Raw genomic sequence first — 17,800 nt, 5'->3', positions numbered from 1 at the left:
CGTGCGACGACTGGCCGGTGTGCCGCTGCTGGCGCTGGTGACCTGTTTGGCCCTCGTGTCCGACGCCCCGGCCGTCGTGCGGAAGGCGGTGGGCTGGCAGGCCGTGTGGTCGGCGGCGTTCGACAACCGTTCGTTCGGCTTGACCGAGGACGTCTTCGTCTACAGCCACACCCTCGTGCCGTCCGAGCGTGCCCTGGCGGTGGCGGCGCGCATAGGCCGGATTCTCATCCTCGAACCGGTCACGGGGCGCGTCCTGAGCACCGTGCCGGCCGAACCCCGGCTCGGGGACGTGCGTGAGCTGTGGGTCGCCGACGAAGCCCTCGTCGTCCTGCGCGAGCGGCCTGGGCGAACGGGAGACGAGTTCGAGGGCGTGCTCACCGGCTACGACCTGGCCACGGGACAGCGGCTGTGGGGCTCGAGACTCGCCCGTGAGGCCGTGGTGACCCGGCGAGCCGTGGCGGCACTGACGGCGTCGGACGTCGAACTGCTCGACGCCAGGACCGGGGCGACCCGAGCGGTCATGCCCATTCCGCAGGGCTGCACCGCGGCCGCGGCGGCCGCCGACGAGCTGGTCGCCGTGCTCGAACTCTGCGCGAACGACCGCGTCCACCTCGCCGCCGTGGACCCGGAAACCGGCCGGCCTCACTGGACCCGTGACCTGACGTACCGGCGCCCACAGCAGTGGCCGCCGGCCGAGGGGACGGACCCGCGGAGAGACGTGGGTGTGGCGACCGCCGCGGACGGAACCGTCCTCGTCCACCTCTCCGAGACCCCCTACCTGTACGCATCGGACGGCAGACGGCTGCCCGCGGACATCCACGGCGAGGCCACCCGGTCGCCGATCGTCACAGGGGAGGGCGTCGCGGTATACACGTCGATTCCGGACGGAGGTGGAGCAGGCTACGTTCAGGGAATCGATCCGGCCACCGGCGCCATCCGCTGGACCCGGGGGGTGACGGGGCCGACGTCGTTCATCGCGACCGGGGACCTGTTCGTCGCGGAGGACAGGGAGTACCCCGGTTTGGAATCCTGGCCGCTGAACGCCTACCTCCTGGCCATCGACGCCGCCACAGGTGAGGCGAGCGAGCTCCCGTTGCCCGCCACCGAGGGCGCCACCATCCTGGAGGGAGGCGCCGGGGGCCTGGTCTTCGTGAGCACCCCGACGCGGGACGACGACAGCACCGGTGTCAAGAACGGCACCCGGATCACCGCCTACCGCCTCGTCCGTGCCAACCGGGCCCCGGCGAACCCGCCCGGCGTCGCCCCGCCGGCGAACTGGCCGGACGCCTGCGGTCTGCTCACCGACCGCGACCTGAGCCTGCTGGCCCCGGGCTACCTCGCCTACCCGCACTCGCGCACGCTGGCGGGCAGCCCTCTGCCCATACCCGCCGTCTGCGACTGGATCCCGCCGACCGACAAGGGCGACGTCGTCTCCGTGTCCGTCATCTGGACGGCGCCCTCGACGTCCGAGGCGCAGCGCCTGGCGGCCGAGGAGGTCCGCTACGGGCTCGCCGCCACCATCAAGGGCCGCGATGGGCCGGACATCGTGTACTACCAGTTGGGCCTTCCCGCCGGTAACCAGTACGGGGCTCTGGTCAGCGTGGGTCCGGTCATCACCAAGCTCGTGGCCTCCACCCCGGGGACAGTGCGGCGGCTCGCGCCCAGATTGCGAGACAACCTGCGGACTTCTGCCGGCCCTCGTCATGGTCACCGCTCATGAGCGCAGTGTGGGCGACCTGCTCGGCCGGCCCTGCCGGGTTCTGGCCCTCGAACCGGCTCAAGAGGCTTCTCGTTCGAAGCGGGTCGTGCGATCATGGTGCTGTCGTGGTCCGGCTCGGTAACGCGGCCGGCTGGAATCATGCCTTCGCGGCCTGGGAAAACGTCAATCTCGCCGGGTGCCGGCTCCATATGACCTGCACGCTCGCTGTCGGCGTCATGCCCTGCTGATGACCCTGGGCTCCATCGCGCCTGATGATCATATGAAAGGGATACATGCTTAAGGCTGAGCTGGAGACGGTGATCGCCGATGTGATCGGACCCGCGGCCGTCGAGACCGACCGCGGCGGAGTCTTTCCCGCCGCGGGCATCGAGGCGCTGGGCAAGGCGGGAGTCCTGGGCCTGGTCAGCGCGACCGAGGTAGGGGGCGCGGGCCAGGGGCTGCGCGAGGCGGCTCAGGTCATCACATCGCTGGCCGCGGCCTGCGGATCCACCGCCATGATCGTGCTCATGCACTTCGCCGCCACCGCGGTGATCGAGGCGCACGGCCCGGAGCAGACCCGCCGGGCGGTAGCCGAAGGCCGTTACCTCACCACCCTGGCCTTCTCCGAGACGGGTTCGCGCAGCCACTTCTGGGCTCCTGTGGGCACCGCGGCGGAAGCGGAGAACGGCGAGATCGCCCTTGACACGCGCAAGAGCTTCGTCACCGCGGCCGGACATGCCGATGGGTATGTGTGGTCCAGCCGGCCGCTCGCGAGCACGGGGCCGATGACATTGTGGCTGGTGCCCGGCGACACGCCGGGCCTGACCGTCACAGGCGCGTTCGACGGGCTGGGTCTGCGTGGTAACGCGTCCAGTCCCATGGCTGCCGACGGGGCTCGGGTGCCCATGAGCGCGATGCTGGGTGCGGACGGGCAAGGACTGGACCTCGCGCTGGCCACAGCGCTGCCCGGCTTCCTCGTGCTCAACGCGGCCTGCTCGATCGGCATCGCGCAGGCGCTGGCCGACGAAGCCGGGGCACACGTGTCTCGCACGGTTCTGACGCATCTGGGGCAGCGGCTGGCCGATCAGGCCGCCCCCAGATCCGCCTTCGCCCGCATCCTCACCAGAGTCCACCAGACCCGCGCTTTCCTGGATGACACACTGACCGCGCTGGAGTCCGGCCGCGAGGACGCCATGCTCCGCGTGCTCCAGGTCAAGGCGGTCGCGGCGGAGGCCGCGGCCGAGGTCGCTGACGACGTCATGCGGCTGTGCGGCGGCTCCGCCTTCCGCCGGGACCTGGCTATCGAGCGTCACTTCCGCGACGCGCTGGCCGCCCGGGTCATGGCTCCGACCACCGAGGCGCTGCTGGACTTCGTCGGGCGAGCCTCGCTCGGGCTCCCGCTGTTCGATGAGGCGGCGCGATGACGCTGCTCATGGGAGCCGTGGCGTACGACCCGAAGGTCGTGACGATCTGGTCGGGATTCCGCGCCTGGCTCGTGCGCAATGGTCTGCCCTACGACTTCGTCCTCTACTCGAACTACGAGCGGCAGGCCGAGGATCTGGTCGCCGGCCGGATCCACGCGGCCTGGCACTCTCCACTGGCCTGGATCCGCTCCCGGCGGATGGCCGAGGCGCTCGGACGTACGGTGCGACCGCTGGTGATGCGGGACACCGATCAAGATCTGCGGTCGGTGGTGGTGGTCCGTGCGGACTCCGGCATCCAGACGGTGGACGACCTCGCCGGCCGGGTCGTGGCCTGCGGTGCCATCGACTCGCCGCAGGCCACGCTGCTGCCGCTGGACCACCTGCGTCAAGCCGGCGTGAAGGTCGACGTCCGGCGCTTCGACATCGGAGTCGGCCTGCACGGCGACCACATCGGCGGGGAGCGCGAGGCGGCCCGCTCGCTGATGTCCGGGGAGGCGGCCGCGGCGTGCATGATCGATGCCAACCACCTCCTCTTCGGGCGGGAGGGGACGCTGCCGGCCGGCTCCACCCGGATCCTCACCGCCACCGAACCCTATGATCACTGCGTCATGGCCGTCTCCGACGCCGCTCCGGAAGAGCACGTCCGGCATTTCGGCGAGCTGCTGCTCGGCATGTCCTACGCCGATCCCGAGGTGCGCCCTCTCCTGGACCTCGAAGGGCTGACCGCCTGGCACGAGGGCCGCACGAGCGGCTACGGCGCGCTGGAGGCCGCGGTGAGCGGCTTCTACGACGGACAGGGAGGTCTGGTCGCGGAGGACTACCAGCCGTGACGGAGCGGGTCGTCGACCTGGGAGACGTCGGGTTCGACCGAGGCGCTCACATCCTGGTCGCCGGCGAACTGGCGATGATGCCGGTGGGCGGACGGCTGGGCGTCACGGGCACGGACGCGGCGCTCCCCCTCCACCTGGCCGCCTGGTGCCGCTCGCAGGGGCATCGGGTCGAGACCCCGGCGGATAACGCCGGGGTGCGGGCGTGGGTGGTGTGCGGCCGCGGCGTTCACGATCGGTGGGCGGGTGCGGAGCGAGCGGGCGCGGCCGGATCCGCCGCCGCGGTGGTACGTCCGGCCGCGCACTGGGGTCTGGCCGCTCGCGGCGCCCTGGTCGAGGCCGGCGGACCTGTCCTGCCCTTCGACCTCGACCGCAAGGAGCTGGTGTGGGCCGACCTGGCCCCGAAGCTGTACGCGCAGGCGGCGGCCAGGCAGTGGGATCCGGCGACCGCGATCGGCTGGGACACTCCCTTCGACCTGCCCGCTGAGATCGAGGGCGCGGTCGTTCAGGTGATGACCTATCTGATCGAGAACGAGCAGGCCGCGCTGGTCATCCCCGCCCGGTTGCTGGCCCGGGTTCACCCGCACTTTCGTGAGGTCCTCCAGCTGCTCGCCGTACAGGCGGCCGACGAAGCCCGGCACGTCGAGGTGTTCACCCGCAGGGCGCTGCTCAAGGGGCGCGACCTGGGCACCTCCTCCGTCTCCGGGCGTAGCTCCCTGTCGTCACTGCTGGCCGAGCCGGACTTCTCGCTCGCCTTGTTCCTGCTGTCAGTGCTGGGCGAGGGCACCTTCCTCAACCTGTTGTCGTTCCTGGCCGAGCACGCCCCCGATCCGGTCACCCGCCAGATCGTGACGCTGGTGCACCAGGACGAAGCCCGGCATGTCGCCTTCGGCATGGGGCATCTGCGGGAGCAGTCCAGACGCGACCCCGCGTTCACCGCGAGGTTGAGAGGGGCCATCGAGCGCCGTCACGATGCCCTGCTCAGCACCGCGGGCATCAATCAGGACGTGCTGGACGCGCTGACCGTGCTGGCCGCCGGGGAATGGACCGCGCCCGCGATCGCTCGCGGACACGCCGCCGTTGAACGCCTCCACCGGGACATGTACGACGGGCGGAGAAACCGGCTGATCCGCCTGGGCTTCCCAGCCGAGGAGGCAGCCGAACTCTCCGCTCTGCACACCCGCAACTTCATGTGACGTCGCGTTCGCCTTCGCCCGGGCCGCGCGGCACCGTGGGCCGAGCAGGGTGGACTATCGGCAGGCCCGCCTCCACCCACGCGTCGAACCCGCCGACGACATCGGTGGCGTTGTGCAACCCGAGCTCCCGCAGCGCCGCCGCGGCCAGCGAGGACGAGTACCCCTCGGCGCAGATCACGATCCACTGGACGTCATGGGAGCCGGCCTCGGGAATGCGGGACTCACACGTGGGATCGAGCCGCCACTCCAGATGGTTGCGTTCGATGACGACAGCCCCGGGTATCTCCCCCGCGGCCCGGCGCTGAGACTCGGGACGAGTGTCGGCGAGCTTCCCACCGCGGTGCACGGCGGCCCAGGCCTCGGCGGGACTCAGGCGATGGAGCCCTGCGCGGGCCTGGGCCAGCAGCTGGTCGACGTCAGTCGCGGGGGCGGCATACTCGCAGGTCGTTAGCGGTGCGCCGGGTGATTCCACGGGCATCGAGGCACTCCAGGAGAGGTAGGGCGACGCGGCGGGTCGTTGCCAGGGCGACCCGCGCATCGCTGACGGTGAAGGGTGCGGGAAGCCGCGCGAGCGTGTCCGCCGCCCTGTCCAGCGCGTCGGGCAGAAGGATGACGTTCTTCCCGATCGATGTCACCGCGCCCGAGCGAAGCGCGGCCGCCAGTGACTTCCCCGTCAGGCCGAGCTCTTCCAGGCGCTCGGCGGTGGGGGCGTCGAAGGGATGCTCGGCGAGGCCGGCGGCCAGCTCCGCGACCGCTTTGGCGATCGCGGGGGGCAGAGACCTGCCGGCGACAAGGATCCGCCCGGCTTGAACCACCAGAGGCGGTGCGACGAGCGCCTCGGCGAGTCGCCGATCGGGCAGGCCGAGCAGCTGAGCGGCGGCATCCACGGTGATCCCCGGATCGAGCGGGGGCCGTCGCGAGACGTGGTCGGCGAGACGACGTCCCAGCGACGACCAGTGTTCGGGATCGGCGTACCAGTCGCCGGCCACGGGCGAACCGCTGGGCGGGCAGCCCATGGCTGTGAGCTCGCTTCCCGTCAGCAGGCCGTGCCAGCGCAGCAGGGTCGCGGAGTCGGGTAGGTCGACTTCGTCGAGCGCGGCCGCCCTGGCCGCCGCGGCACCCCGGCGCCGCAGCCCGACGGGACGGATGTCCAGCACGCGGAGTCCGGCGACGATCTCCCGCCTGCCGGGGTCGCGGAGCAGGCCTCGGTCGCCCGTCCTGAGCGGCAGGGAACGGCTGAGGGTGAGCCTGGCGGTGTCAGCGCCCAGGAAGCGGAGCCTGACGGGAACGGCGGCCGACCCGATGTGGAGGACCGCGTCCCCCCGATGGTCCATGCCGGAATCCAGCCGTACATCGATGACTTGAGTCGGTATCCAGGCACCCGGCGTCACCAGCGCCATGCCCCGGGACAGGTCGTCACGGTCGACGCCGCGCAGGTTGATGGCGACGCGGGCGGTCGCCGAGACCTGCTCCGCCTTCTCGCCGAGGGTCTGGAGTCCGCGGACCCTGACCGGATGCCCGTCCGCGTTCAGCTCGTCGCCCACGCGCAGAGTGCCTCTGGTCAGCGTTCCGGTGACGACGGTCCCGGCGCCCGTGACGGTGAAGACCCGGTCGATCCACAACCGGACGGCACCTTCCGTGTCCGTCTCGGGCAGCGCGGCGGTGAGCCGGGCCAAGGCGGCCTCCAGCTCGGAGAATCCCTGCCGGGTCCGTCCGCTGACGACGACGCTGTCGATCCCCGCCAGGCTGGTCTTTTCGAGGTGGCCGTGTGCCTGCCTCAGAGCAGGTTCCGGATCGGCGAGGTCGGCCCGGGTGATGACCGCGAGGCCGTGCCGGACGCCCAGGGCGTCGAGCGCGGCCAGGTGCTCGGCCGACTGGGCCTGCCAGCCTTCGTCGGCCGCGACGACGATCATCACCGCCGGGCACGGCCCGACTCCGGCCAGCATGTTGGTGACGAAGCGTTCGTGCCCGGGCACGTCGACGAAGGCGATCCGTTCACCCGATCGGAGCGTGGTCCAGGCGAACCCGAGGTCGATGGTCATGCCGCGGCGGCGTTCCTCGGCCCAGCGGTCGGGCTCCATCCCGGTCAGCGCCCGGACCAGCGTCGACTTGCCGTGGTCCACGTGCCCGGCCGTGGCGATCACATGCACGCATGCTCCACCGCGGCGGCGATGACCTCGTCCTGACCGGGCTCGACCGCGCGCAGGTCGAGCACCAGGCGCCCGTCGGTGATCCGGCCGATCACGGGAGGATCGTAGGAGCGCAGTCGCAGGGTCAGGCTCTTGTCCACGGCGATGCCCGCGCTGGGCAGCTCCACTCCCGGTGCGCCCCCGCCACCGACCCTGGCGATGGTCGGCACCGCCTCCGCCCGGCCGCCGAGCCGCCGCGCGAGGCGTTCCGCGCGTTCCATGAGCTCGGCGCTGCTCGCATGGAGCGACCGGTGAACCGGCGGTCGCGGGCCGCGCAGGGTCGCTTCGAGCGCGGCCAGGGTGAGCTTGTCCACCCGCAACGCACGGGCGAGGGGATGGCGGCGCAGTCGTTCCACGAGGTCTTCGTCGCCGAGCAGGAGACCCGCCTGCGGGCCGCCGAGGAGTTTGTCGCCGCTGGCGGTGACCAGCGCCGCTCCCTGCAGCAGCGCGCCGGCCGCGTCCGGTTCGCCGGGCAGCAGCGGTTCCGGGCGCAGCAGCCCGGAGCCGATGTCGGCCACCACGGGCGGCCCGATCGTGGCGAGCTCCTCGATGGAGACCTCGGAGGTGAATCCCTCGATCCGATAGTTGGACGGGTGCACCTTGAGGATGAAGCCGGTTTGCGGGCCACAGGCGTTCTGGTAGTCACGCAGGGCGGTCCGGTTCGTGGTGCCGACCTCGCGGAGCCGGCAACCGGCGGACTCCAGCAGCTCGGGCAGGCGGAATCCGTCGCCGATCTCCACCAGCTCACCGCGGCTGATGACGATCTCCATGCCCTGTGCGAGCACCGTGGCGGCGAGCACGAGTGCGGCCGCGTTGTTGTTGACCACGTGCACGGCCCGCGCTTCGGGGACCGCCTGCGCCAGCGCGGCGAGAGCCGTACGTCCACGGCGGGCGCGCCGCCCGTCGGCGAGGTCGAACTCGACGTCGGTGTAGCCGGCGGCCTCGGTGACCGCCGCGATGGCGGCGGCTGAGAGCGGAGCCCGGCCCAGGTTGGTGTGCACGAGTACACCGGTGGCGTTGACGACGTGCTTGAGACCGCCGGCGGTCGCCGGCAGGAGGGCGAGCGCGGCGTCCAGGGCGCCCTCGGGGTCGGTGAAGCCCTCGCGGACACGTTGCTGGGCGTTCGCTACCGCGGCCTTGACGAGGCTACGGCCGAGCGTCTCCTGCGCGGCGGCCAACCGGGGGTCGGCCAGCATGACATCGGTCCGCGGTACAGAACTCCGTCGATCCACTCACGACCATCCCGGACTCGCTGATCATCAGCGGAGGCGGACGGGAATCGAACCCGCCGCGCCGAGATGCTCGGCGCCACTGGTTTTGAAGACCAGGAGGGCCACCAGACACCTAAACGCCTCCGAAGTGGATCATAGACCCATGAACAACATCAGGCTCACGCAATACGGCAATGGAGGCGGCTGCAGCTGCAAGATCCCTCCCGGCGAGCTGGAGGAGCTGGTCGCTGGACTCTCACCGGCCTCCTCTCCGTCGACAGGCCGATTACTGCTGGGGATCGATCAGGGTGACGACGCCGCGGTGCTCCAGGTGGAAGGCGAGAGCCGGGCCATCGTCGCGACGACGGATTTCTTCACACCTGTCGTCGACGATCCGTACGACTTCGGGCGGATCGCCGCCACCAACGCGCTCTCCGACGTCTACGCCGTCGGCGGCGATCCCGTCATAGCCCTGAATCTGCTCGGCTGGCCCCGCGACGTCCTGCCCCTTGAGCTCGCTCGCGAGGTGCTGCGCGGCGGTTCCGCGATGACGCAGACGGCGGGCTGCCATCTCGCGGGAGGCCACAGCATCGATGACCCCCATCCCAAATACGGGCTGGCCGTCACCGGCCTCGCCGATCCCGGCCGCCTGCTGCGCGTGGACGCGGGCAAGCCCGGCATCCCCCTCACCTTGACCAAGCCTCTCGGCATCGGGGTGCTGAACACGCGGCACAAGGCGACCGGCGAGGTCTTCCCCGAGGCGGTCGCCGCTATGACGACGCTCAACCGCGACGCCTCCCGGATGGCGCTGGCCGCGGGGGTTCAATGCGCCACCGACGTCACAGGTTTCGGCCTCTTGGGCCATCTCTACAAGCTGGCCCGGGCGAGCGGCGTCTCCGCCGTCGTCGACAGCGCCGCCGTGCCTTACCTGGAGGGAGCCCGAGAGGCCATCCGTGATGGATACATCAGCGGCGGATCCCGCCGCAACCTCGACTGGATCGCCCCTCATTGCGACTTCGGCGACCTGCCGGAGAACGAGCGACTTCTCCTCGCCGACGCGCAGACCTCGGGCGGCCTGCTCGTCGCGGGTGAGATCCCCGGCTTTCCGGTGATAGGCGAACTCGTCCCTCGTGGGGAACACCTGCTCATGGTGAAGTAGACACGAGGCCGACACCCACCCCTTTTCTTCTCTGTTACGGCACAGCCGTGTTGACCGCCACCCGCCGTCCGTGGCTGAGGGCCTCCAGGAAAACGGCCGCTGAACCCGCACATGGCCGGGCGCCGATACGTGCGCGTTCTTGGCCGTCTTCTTCGGATTGCCTTGCCCACAGGCGCCTCGGGCACCGGAACCGAGGACCGCCCGGCTCTGTGGCGCGGGATGCCCGTGATGGCGGTTAACACGGCTGGGCCGGAACAGAAAGAAAGAGAGCACTTACCAAGCGCTTGCTCAAGGTGCGAGACTGGGGGCATGGAGATCCCCGTGCGCGCCGCGTCGGACGACGAGGCGGGCTTCTTTCAGGAACACGGATGGGTGCGGCTGCCCGCCCTGGTGCCCCCCGATGCCGTGGCCGAGCTCAGGCAGCGGGCGACCGGCTACCTCGCGGCGCGCGAGAAGCAGCGGCGGACGCTGGTGGACCAGGCGTTCGGGCAGTCGCGTGACATCGCCGAGAGCGACGAGGCGTTCCGGGCGCTGGCGCTGAGCCCGGCCATGGGCGCCAACGCCACCCGGCTGCTGCGCGGCGTGGAGGCCGTGCGCGTGCAGGTCACGAACCTGCTCGTCAAGGAGCCGGGGGAGCACGCGGCGACCGAGTTCCACCAGGATTTTCCCTGGATGCCGATGGACCGCTCGGCGATGCTGACGGTCTGGCTGGCGTTGGTGGACGTGCCGGCGGACATGGGCTCGCTGCGCTTCTTCAATGGTTCGCACCGGTACGGGGTGCTTGGGCGGAGTTTCACCCGGGCGGGGGACGACCAGCTCAGCCAGCATCCGTGGATCAAGGAGCTGGAGCTGTCCCCGCCCCTCGACCTCGCGGCGGGCGACGCGACCGTGCATCACACGCTGACCGTGCACGGCGCGCCCGCCAACCACCGCGACCAGCCGCGCCTGTCGTTCACCGTCACGTACTTCGACGCCGCCGCCCTCTACACCGGCACCCCGTACCAGCAGACGGACGGGCTCGGCCTAGAGGTGAACCGGCCGTTCGACCACCCGAGGTTCCCGTGCGTGTGAGCGTGAAAGAGGGCACATGCCCGAGACCGTAAGAGGGCCGGTGGGCGAGCTGGGCGCCACGCTCATGCATGAGCACGTGTTCGGGCTCAGTCCGGAGATTCTCTGGAACTGGCCGGATATCCCGGAAAACTGGGACCTTGAGCAGCGGGCGAGGGAAGCGGCGGCCAAGCTGGACGACCTGCGGGCCGAGGGCATCGACACGATCGTGGACCTGACCGTCATCGGGCTCGGCAGGTACATCCCCGCCGTCCAGCGGGTGGCCGAGCTGACCAGCGTGAACATCATCGCCGCCACCGGCCTCTACACCTACGACGCCCTGCCCCCCTACTTCGGCAACCGGGGTCCAGGCTCGCTGTTCGGCGGGCCCGACCGGCTGGCGGAGTTCTTCGTACGGGACATCGTTCAGGGCATCGGCAGGACCGGGGTCAAGGCGGGCATGCTCAAGTGCGCCACCGACCATCTCGGCATGACCAAGGGGACCGAACGGGTGTTCCGGGCGGTCGCCGAGGCGCACCTGGAGACGGGCGTGCCCATCACCACCCACTCCCACAGCGCCTCCAAGGGCGGCCTGGCGCAGCAGCGGCTGCTCGGCGAGCTCGGCGTCGACCTCACCAGGGTCGTCATCGGCCACGCGGGCGACTCGACCGACGTCGCCTACCTGGAGGAACTCGCCGCCAACGGCTCCTACCTGGGCATGGACCGGTTCGGCATCGAGACGATCTCGCCGTTCGAGGACCGGGTGTCGATCGTGGCGACGATGTGCGAACGCGGCCACGCCCGACAAATGGTGCTAAGTCACGACTCTTACTGCTTTAACGACCGGTTCGATGCCGACGTCGTACGGCAGCGGCACCCGAACTACCACCTCCTGCACATCTCCCGCGACGTCCTGCCCGAGCTACGCAAGAGGGGCGTCACCGAGGAACAGATCCACCAGATGCTCGTCGACAACCCCCGGAGGATCTTCTCGTGAGCATGGGCATGATTGAGGACTTCGACGTCGGCTCGGACTGGCACGTCGCCTCGCCGTACGAGTTCCTCGCCGGGCTGCGCCGGGACCGGCCGGTGTTCCGCAGCGAGCACCTCGGCGCCTACGTGCTGACCCGGCACGCCGACGTGCGCGCGGCGTACGGCGACCCGAGGCGGTTCTCCTCGGAGGGCTCGCTGACCATCTCCCGCAGCCTCACCCGCGAGACGCGCGACAAGCTGGGCGAGCACGGCTCGTTCCTGTCGAGCTTCGTGGCTAACGTCGATCCGCCCGACCACACCAGGCTGCGGCGTTCGGTGTCGAAGGCGTTCACGCCACGGGCGGTCTCGGCCATGGAGCAGCACTTCCGGCAGCTCAACGAGGACCTGCTCGACCGCGTGGCGCCGAAGGGCGAGGCCGACTTCGTCTCCGAGATCGGGCACGAGCCGTCGATCAAGCTGACCGGCCGGTTCATCGGGGTGCCGGAGGCGGACGAGGGGTTCGTGCAGGCGCATGTGAAGGACTGGTTCCAGCTCTTCCTGTCGCCGCAGCCGCCCGAGCGGCAGCTCGAACTCGCCGACAGTTTCCTGGCCTATCTGGATTACGTGGATCGGCTGGTCGCCTCCCGGGCCAAGGAGCCGCGCGACGACTTCACCTCGCTCATGACCTCGCTGATCGGCTCCGAGCTCAGCCACCGCGAGGTGGTGGAGCTGATCTCCACGATCCTGCTCGGCGGCAACGACACCGTGCCGAACCAGCTCGCCAACAGCGTCCTGCGCCTGCTGCGCGAGGACGCCTGGCCGGTCCCGCCGCCGCTGATCCAGAACGCGGTCGAGGAGTGCATGCGCATCGACGGCGCTGCTCTCGGATCGTTCCGGTACGCCACGACGGATATTTCGCTACATAACGTGATAATTCCGGAAAAGTCGTTGGTGCTGCTCTCCATCGACTCCGCCGCCCACGACGAGAGCGTCTTCCCCGACCCGGAACGGTTCGTCATCGACCGGCCCAACGCCGACGCCCACATGGTGTTCGGCTACGGCATCCACTTCTGCGTGGGCGCCGCGCTCGGCCGGCTGCAACTCCGCACCGCGCTCGACGTGCTCGGCCGCCGCCTGCCCGACCTCCGGCTCGCGGACGAGCCCATCGTCTACCGCAAGTCGATCGTGGGACGGGGACTGACGGCCCTGAGGGTGACGTGGTGAGTGCCGCGCCGGGCCGGTTCGACGGGCGGGTCGCCCTGGTGACGGGCGCGGGTTCGGGCATCGGCGCGGCGTGCGCGTCGCGCCTGGCCGCAGAGGGCGCCTGCGTGGGCGTCCTGGACGTGCACGCGGCCGGCGCCAAGTCGGTCGCCACCACGATCCGCGCCAGGGGCGGCACGGCAACGGCGCTCACCTGCGACGTGTCGGACGAGAAGCAGGTGGCCGGGGCGGTCGGCGACCTGCTGGCCTCGTTCGGCCGCCTGGACGTCGTCCACTCGAACGCGGCCGCGCTCGGCCCCGGCACCTACGGCCGCGACCAGGACCTCGAGTCGCTCGACGTGGCCGTCTGGGACCGCACGATGGAGGTGAACCTGCGCGGCGCCCTGCTCATGGTCAAGCACACGGCCCCCGTGATGGCCGACGGCGGCGCCTTCGTCCTCACCTCGTCGGTCTCGGGCCTGCTGGGCGACGTGGCGCACGTCGCCTACGGCACTTCCAAGGCGGCGCTGACCGGGTTCGTACGCTATGTGGCCACCAAGTACGGCTCGCGCGGCATCCGCTGCAACGCCGTCGCCCCCTCCCTGGTCCTGACCGACGTGGCCGCGCAGGCCCTCGGCCGGGACCGGCTGGCCGACAAGGCGGCCGAGCGCCTGCTGCCCTGGGCCTGCACCCCGGACGACGTGGCCGACCTCGTCGCCTTCCTCGCCTCGGGCGAGTCGCGGTGCATCACGGGACAGACCATCGTCATCGACTCCGGCACCCTCGCCCACCGCCCCGAGCACGCCCTGCGCCAATGGCGCGACGCCGCTGGATGACTCTAGGGTTATAGCGGGTCAAAGGGGGATGCATGGAGCCGGTGTCGGTCGGGTTGATCGGAGCGGGGCCTTGGGCGGAGCGCGCGCACGCGCCGATGCTGGTCAAGAGCCCATATCTCCGCTTCGCCGGGGTATGGGCGCGCCGTCCGGAGGCCGCCGCCGGGCTGGGGGCGCCGGTGTTCGAGCGGGTCGAGGAGCTGTTCGACGCGTGCGAGGCCGTGGCGTTCTGCGTGCCGCCGGCCGTACAGGCCGAATTGGGGGTGCGCGCGGCGCGGGCCGGGAAGGCGCTGCTGCTGGAGAAGCCGCTCGCCGACTCGCTGGAGAACGCGCAACGCCTCGCGGACGCCGTGCGCGAGGCCGGAGTGGCCTCGCAACTGGTTCTCACCATGCGCTATACCTCGCAGGTCAGGGCGTTCCTGGCGCGCTGCGCCGACATCGAGGCGTTCGGCGGCCACGCCGCGAACATCTCCAACGTCCTGCTCGGCGGCCACCCGTTCGGCACCCCGTGGCGGCTCGAACGCGGCGCGCTCCTGGACGTCGGGCCGCACGTGATCGACCTGCTCGACGCCGCGCTCGGCCCGGTGACCGGCGTGCGCGCGCACGGGAACCCGCTCGGCTGGACCGGCCTGCTGCTCGACCACGAGGGCGGCGCGGTCAGCGAGGCGTCGCTGTGCATGGCCGCCGCCGGCGATCTGCCGCCGTCGAGCATCGCGGTGTACGGCAGAACGGGCAACGCGGTGCTGCTGCCCGGTGACGACGACCCGTTCGTGACCATCGCCGAGGAGTTCGCGCGAACCGTACGCCAGGGCGGCGGGCACCCGCTGGACGCGGCCCACGGGCTCCGGCTGCAGCGGATCATCGCCGAGGCCGAGACCCAGTTGGGTACCCCTTGACTTAGCGCCCAACTGGAGCATTGATAGCGTCTGTCCGACGCGCAGAGTTGCAGCGAAGTCCGGTGCGAGTCCGGCGCTGTCCCGCAACTGTCATAGCCAGGTCGCCTGCCTCCGCGCTGACGTCATCAACCCTCGTGGAAAAGGGTGATCCGTCGCTCTCAGCGGGTCTCTCGGTTCCGACAGTGTGAAAGGACTTCTCGTGAGGCCCGTACGCACGGCCTTCGCGGGCGCGCTGCTGGGAACGCTCGTTCTGACCGGATGCGGCCAGAGCGGCACTACCACCACCCCGTCACCCGCGAGCTCAGCCACCTCCGCCGGCTCGACGAGCTCCACCGCCTACCCCGTGACGGTCGAGGCGGCCAACGGCAAGGTCACCATCGCCAAGAAGCCGGAGCGGATCGTCTCGCTCTCCGCCAGCCACACCGAGACGCTCTTCGCCATCGGCGCGGGCCCCCAGGTCATCGCGGTGGACGACCAGTCCAACTACCCGGCCGGCGTCCCCAAGACCGACCTGTCCGGCTTCAAGCCGAACGTCGAGGCCATCGTCGCCCAGAAGCCCGACCTGGTCATCGTCTCCAACGACATCGACAAGGTCGTCGCCGAGCTGGGCAAGCTGAACGTGCCGGTCCTCCTGGAACCGGCCGCCACCAAGCTCGACGAGGCGTACGACGAGATCACGGACCTCGGCGCCGCCACCGGCAACACCGACAAGGCCGGACAAGTCGTGACAGGCATGAAGGCGGCCCTGGACAAGCTCGCGGCGAACGCCCCCAAGGACAAGAAGCTCACCTACTACCACGAACTCGACCAGACCCCCTACGCGGCGACGTCGAGCACGTTCATCGGGCAGATCTACGCCATGTTCGGCCTTACCAACATCGCCGACAAGGCGCCGGACCCGGCGGGCGGCTATCCCAAGCTGTCGGCGGAGTTCGTCGCCCAGGCCGACCCCGACCTGATCTTCCTGGCGGACGTGAAGTGCTGCCAGCAGAGCAAGGACACGCTGGCCAAGCGGCCCGGCTGGAAGGGACTGTCGGCCATCAAGGGGGACCAGGTGATCCAGCTCGACGACGACATCGCCTCGCGCTGGGGCCCGCGCGTCGTCGACCTGGCCCAGACCATCAGTGACGCGGTCGGCAAGGCGGCCACCCGCTAGTGAGGTCCAGACCGATGTGGATGGCGGGCGCGCTGGGCGTGCTCGCCGTCTCCATGGTCGCCGGGCTGCTCGGCGGGGCCGCCGACATCTCGCCGTGGCAGGTGGTGCTCCAGGCGGTCGACTGGCTGCCGTTCGTACACGTGGACTCGGGGCTGGCGCCCGTGGAACAGGGGCTGCTGTTCGAGCTACGGCTGCCCAGGGTGCTGGTGGCGGCCGTGGTCGGCGGGCTGCTGGCCATCGCGGGGGCCGGCTACCAGGGGGTGTTCCGCAACCCGCTGGCCGACCCTTATCTGCTCGGCGCCGCCGCCGGCGCCGGGCTGACCACCACCGTGGTCATCGTGCTCGTGCCGACCCCCGTGGTCGGCATCCCGGTGGCCGCCTTCGTGGGGGCCGTGGGCGGGGTGTTCCTGGCGTACGTGCTCGGGAACACCGCCGGGCGCGCGGGCGGCACCGCCACGCTGGTGCTCGCCGGGGTGGCCGTCACCTCGTTCCTGACCGCGATCCAGACGTTCATCCAGCAGTTCAAGGTCGAGGAGCTGCAGCGCATCTACTCGTGGATCCTGGGCGACGTGGGCGGTGGGTGGGACCAGTTCTGGCTGGTGCTGCCGTACGCCGTCGTCTCCTCCGTGCTGCTGCTCGCGCACGGGCGGATGCTCGACGTGCTCTCGGTGGGGGACGAGGAGGCCACCAGCCTGGGCGTGCGGGCCGGTCGGGTACGGCTGGCGGTCCTGCTGGCCGCGTCCCTGGCCACTGCGGCGGCCGTGGCGGTGAGCGGTCTCATCGGGTTCGTCGGCATTGTCATCCCGCATGTGGTCAGGCGGCTGGCTGGGGGCTCGTACCGGATCGTGCTGCCGCTGTCGCTGATCGGCGGCGCCGCCTTCCTCGTGCTCGCCGACCTGATCGCGCGCACCGTCATCGCCCCCGCCGAGCTGCCCATCGGGGTGGTCACCATGTTCGTCGGCGCGCCGTTCTTCGTCGCCATCCTGCGCATGACGCGACAGACCGCCACATGACCGGCGACTCGGCTGACCGCCATATGACCGGCGGCACTGACCCGGCTGACCGCCATGTGACCGGCGCCACTGACCCGGCAGACAGCCGTATGACCGGCACCGACTCGGCTGACCGCCATGTGACCGGCACCACTGGCCCGGCGGATCGCCACACGACCGGCGCCACTGACCCGGCAGCGGCCCTGCCGGCTCGGATGATCGAGGCCAGCGCTCTCTCGGTGTGGCTCGGCGAGCGCGAGGTGCTCACCGAGGTCGATCTCTCGGTACGGCGCGGCGAATGGCTGGCGATCATCGGCCCCAACGGCGCCGGAAAGTCCACCCTGCTCAAAGCCGTCATGGGCGTCGTCGCCCACCGGGGTGACGTCACGGTCGGCGGCCGGGCCGCGAGCACGCTCAGGCCGAGGGACCGGGCCAGGCTGGTCGCCTACGCGCCCCAGACGCCGTCGCTGCCACCCGACATGACCGTGTACGACTACGCCCTGCTCGGCCGCACCCCGTACATCCCCTACCTCGGCAGAGAGAGCCGCCACGACCGGGAGGTCACCGGGTCCGTGCTCGAACGGCTCGACCTCGCCGAGTTCGCCGAGCGTCGGCTGGGGGAGCTGTCCGGCGGCGAACGTCAGCGCGTGGTCCTGGCCAGAGCGCTGGCCCAGCAGGCGCCCGCGCTCCTGCTCGACGAGCCCACGACCGCGCTCGACCTCGGACACCAGCAGCAGGTGCTGGAGCTGGTCGACCGGCTCAGGCTCGCCGACGAGCTGACCGTGGTGACGACGCTGCACGACCTGACCCTCGCCGGGCAGTACGCCGATAGGCTCCTGCTGCTCGCCGGCGGCCGGGCCGTCGCCGCCGGGCAGCCGGGACAGGTGCTCACGGAGGCGCTGGTCGGCACGCACTTCGACGCCCGGGTGGAGATCTCGCTCGGTCCCGGCGGGCGGCCCGTCGTGCACCTGGTCAGAGGGGTCTCGTGAAGGGGGTCTG

16 protein-coding genes, 1 tRNA gene and 1 riboswitch are annotated in these 17,800 nt (G+C 70.8%); of the genes, 13 read left to right on the top strand and 4 right to left on the bottom strand.

From position 1 onward, the window contains the following. The first annotated feature begins 1 nt into the window (after nucleotide 1). The 4 genes from KLK06_RS25150 to KLK06_RS25135 all read left to right on the top strand — a co-directional run bounded on the left by KLK06_RS25150 (nucleotide 2) and on the right by KLK06_RS25135 (nucleotide 5,146). Nucleotides 2-1,720, top strand: coding sequence for a PQQ-binding-like beta-propeller repeat protein (locus tag KLK06_RS25150; protein ID WP_214638013.1), 1,719 nt, complete (start codon nucleotides 2-4; stop codon nucleotides 1,718-1,720). Nucleotides 1,721-1,992: 272 nt separating this feature from the next. Beyond that, nucleotides 1,993-3,123 carry an acyl-CoA dehydrogenase family protein gene (locus KLK06_RS25145; protein WP_214638012.1) on the top strand — a complete coding sequence of 377 codons (1,131 nt, stop codon included), beginning with the start codon at nucleotides 1,993-1,995 and terminating at the stop codon, nucleotides 3,121-3,123. Next, entirely contained in the window at nucleotides 3,120-3,953 is an 834-nt protein-coding gene (locus KLK06_RS25140) for a phosphate/phosphite/phosphonate ABC transporter substrate-binding protein (RefSeq protein WP_214638011.1), read from the top strand. Before KLK06_RS25145 ends, KLK06_RS25140 begins: the two co-directional genes overlap by 4 nt. After that, nucleotides 3,950-5,146: a ferritin-like domain-containing protein gene (locus tag KLK06_RS25135; RefSeq protein ID WP_214638010.1), complete on the top strand. Its 1,197-nt coding sequence runs from the start codon at nucleotides 3,950-3,952 to the stop codon at nucleotides 5,144-5,146. The genes KLK06_RS25140 and KLK06_RS25135 overlap by 4 nt, the downstream gene beginning before the upstream one ends. Here KLK06_RS25135 and KLK06_RS25130 read toward each other — a convergent pair. From KLK06_RS25130 to KLK06_RS25115, 4 genes are all read right to left on the bottom strand, one after another. Beyond that, nucleotides 5,139-5,624 (bottom strand): rhodanese-like domain-containing protein, encoded by a 486-nt coding sequence (locus tag KLK06_RS25130; RefSeq protein WP_214638009.1) that lies wholly within the window; start codon nucleotides 5,622-5,624, stop codon nucleotides 5,139-5,141. The two genes, KLK06_RS25135 and KLK06_RS25130, sit on opposite strands and share 8 nt — an antisense overlap. Then, entirely contained in the window at nucleotides 5,563-7,296 is a 1,734-nt protein-coding gene (gene selB, locus KLK06_RS62420) for a selenocysteine-specific translation elongation factor (RefSeq protein ID WP_214638008.1), read from the bottom strand. Before selB ends, KLK06_RS25130 begins: the two co-directional genes overlap by 62 nt. Then, complete coding sequence (gene selA, locus KLK06_RS25120; protein ID WP_214638007.1) at nucleotides 7,287-8,567, bottom strand: L-seryl-tRNA(Sec) selenium transferase; 1,281 nt, start codon at nucleotides 8,565-8,567, stop codon at nucleotides 7,287-7,289. The genes selB and selA overlap by 10 nt, the downstream gene beginning before the upstream one ends. A gap of 30 nt (nucleotides 8,568-8,597) precedes the next feature. After that, nucleotides 8,598-8,691: transfer RNA gene (locus KLK06_RS25115), tRNA-Sec, on the bottom strand. An 18-nt stretch (nucleotides 8,692-8,709) separates the two neighbouring features. Here KLK06_RS25115 and selD point away from each other — a divergent pair. The 9 genes from selD to KLK06_RS25070 all read left to right on the top strand — a co-directional run bounded on the left by selD (nucleotide 8,710) and on the right by KLK06_RS25070 (nucleotide 17,790). Further along, nucleotides 8,710-9,705: a selenide, water dikinase SelD gene (selD, locus tag KLK06_RS25110; RefSeq protein WP_214638006.1), complete on the top strand. Its 996-nt coding sequence runs from the start codon at nucleotides 8,710-8,712 to the stop codon at nucleotides 9,703-9,705. Nucleotides 9,706-10,014: 309 nt separating this feature from the next. After that, a complete protein-coding gene (locus KLK06_RS25105; protein WP_214638005.1) occupies nucleotides 10,015-10,776 on the top strand; it encodes a phytanoyl-CoA dioxygenase family protein in 762 nt (253 codons plus the stop codon). Between the two features lie 16 nt (nucleotides 10,777-10,792). Then, on the top strand, nucleotides 10,793-11,749 hold the full coding sequence (locus tag KLK06_RS25100; RefSeq protein ID WP_214638004.1) for a phosphotriesterase: 957 nt from the start codon (nucleotides 10,793-10,795) through the stop codon (nucleotides 11,747-11,749). A gap of 2 nt (nucleotides 11,750-11,751) precedes the next feature. Continuing rightward, nucleotides 11,752-12,948 (top strand): cytochrome P450, encoded by a 1,197-nt coding sequence (locus KLK06_RS25095; protein WP_214638003.1) that lies wholly within the window; start codon nucleotides 11,752-11,754, stop codon nucleotides 12,946-12,948. Continuing rightward, a complete protein-coding gene (locus tag KLK06_RS25090) occupies nucleotides 12,945-13,760 on the top strand; it encodes an SDR family NAD(P)-dependent oxidoreductase (protein ID WP_214638002.1) in 816 nt (271 codons plus the stop codon). Before KLK06_RS25095 ends, KLK06_RS25090 begins: the two co-directional genes overlap by 4 nt. A 32-nt stretch (nucleotides 13,761-13,792) precedes the next feature. Next, on the top strand, nucleotides 13,793-14,653 hold the full coding sequence (locus KLK06_RS25085; protein WP_214638001.1) for a Gfo/Idh/MocA family protein: 861 nt from the start codon (nucleotides 13,793-13,795) through the stop codon (nucleotides 14,651-14,653). 7 nt (nucleotides 14,654-14,660) lie between these two features. After that, nucleotides 14,661-14,781, top strand: a riboswitch (cobalamin riboswitch). 71 nt (nucleotides 14,782-14,852) lie between these two features. After that, nucleotides 14,853-15,809, top strand: a complete 957-nt coding sequence (locus KLK06_RS25080; RefSeq protein WP_214638000.1) for an ABC transporter substrate-binding protein — start codon at nucleotides 14,853-14,855, stop codon at nucleotides 15,807-15,809. Nucleotides 15,810-15,823: 14 nt separating this feature from the next. After that, complete coding sequence (locus KLK06_RS25075; protein WP_214637999.1) at nucleotides 15,824-16,822, top strand: iron ABC transporter permease; 999 nt, start codon at nucleotides 15,824-15,826, stop codon at nucleotides 16,820-16,822. Next, nucleotides 16,819-17,790 (top strand): ABC transporter ATP-binding protein, encoded by a 972-nt coding sequence (locus KLK06_RS25070; protein WP_250905903.1) that lies wholly within the window; start codon nucleotides 16,819-16,821, stop codon nucleotides 17,788-17,790. Before KLK06_RS25075 ends, KLK06_RS25070 begins: the two co-directional genes overlap by 4 nt. The last annotated feature ends 10 nt before the right edge of the window (nucleotides 17,791-17,800 follow it).

It is taken from the genome of Nonomuraea sp. NEAU-A123, from assembly GCF_018603905.1.
Classification (GTDB): Bacteria; Actinomycetota; Actinomycetes; order Streptosporangiales; family Streptosporangiaceae; genus Nonomuraea.
The sequence above is the reverse complement of the archived record's forward strand: the minus strand, read 5'-3'. Positions and strand labels throughout refer to the sequence as shown.

What these genes read in the sequence shown, in the direction of transcription:
- KLK06_RS25145 (WP_214638012.1), top strand. Translation starts at nt 1,993, where the DNA reads ATGCTTAAGGCTGAGCTGGAGACGGTGATCGCCGATGTGATCGGACCC.
- KLK06_RS25140 (WP_214638011.1), top strand. Translation starts at nt 3,120, where the DNA reads ATGACGCTGCTCATGGGAGCCGTGGCGTACGACCCGAAGGTCGTGACG.
- KLK06_RS25130 (WP_214638009.1), bottom strand. Translation starts at nt 5,624, where the DNA reads ATGCCCGTGGAATCACCCGGCGCACCGCTAACGACCTGCGAGTATGCC.
- selD (WP_214638006.1), top strand. Translation starts at nt 8,710, where the DNA reads ATGAACAACATCAGGCTCACGCAATACGGCAATGGAGGCGGCTGCAGC.
- KLK06_RS25105 (WP_214638005.1), top strand. Translation starts at nt 10,015, where the DNA reads ATGGAGATCCCCGTGCGCGCCGCGTCGGACGACGAGGCGGGCTTCTTT.
- KLK06_RS25100 (WP_214638004.1), top strand. Translation starts at nt 10,793, where the DNA reads ATGCCCGAGACCGTAAGAGGGCCGGTGGGCGAGCTGGGCGCCACGCTC.
- KLK06_RS25095 (WP_214638003.1), top strand. Translation starts at nt 11,752, where the DNA reads ATGGGCATGATTGAGGACTTCGACGTCGGCTCGGACTGGCACGTCGCC.
- KLK06_RS25085 (WP_214638001.1), top strand. Translation starts at nt 13,793, where the DNA reads ATGGAGCCGGTGTCGGTCGGGTTGATCGGAGCGGGGCCTTGGGCGGAG.
- KLK06_RS25075 (WP_214637999.1), top strand. Translation starts at nt 15,824, where the DNA reads ATGTGGATGGCGGGCGCGCTGGGCGTGCTCGCCGTCTCCATGGTCGCC.
- KLK06_RS25070 (WP_250905903.1), top strand. Translation starts at nt 16,819, where the DNA reads ATGACCGGCGACTCGGCTGACCGCCATATGACCGGCGGCACTGACCCG.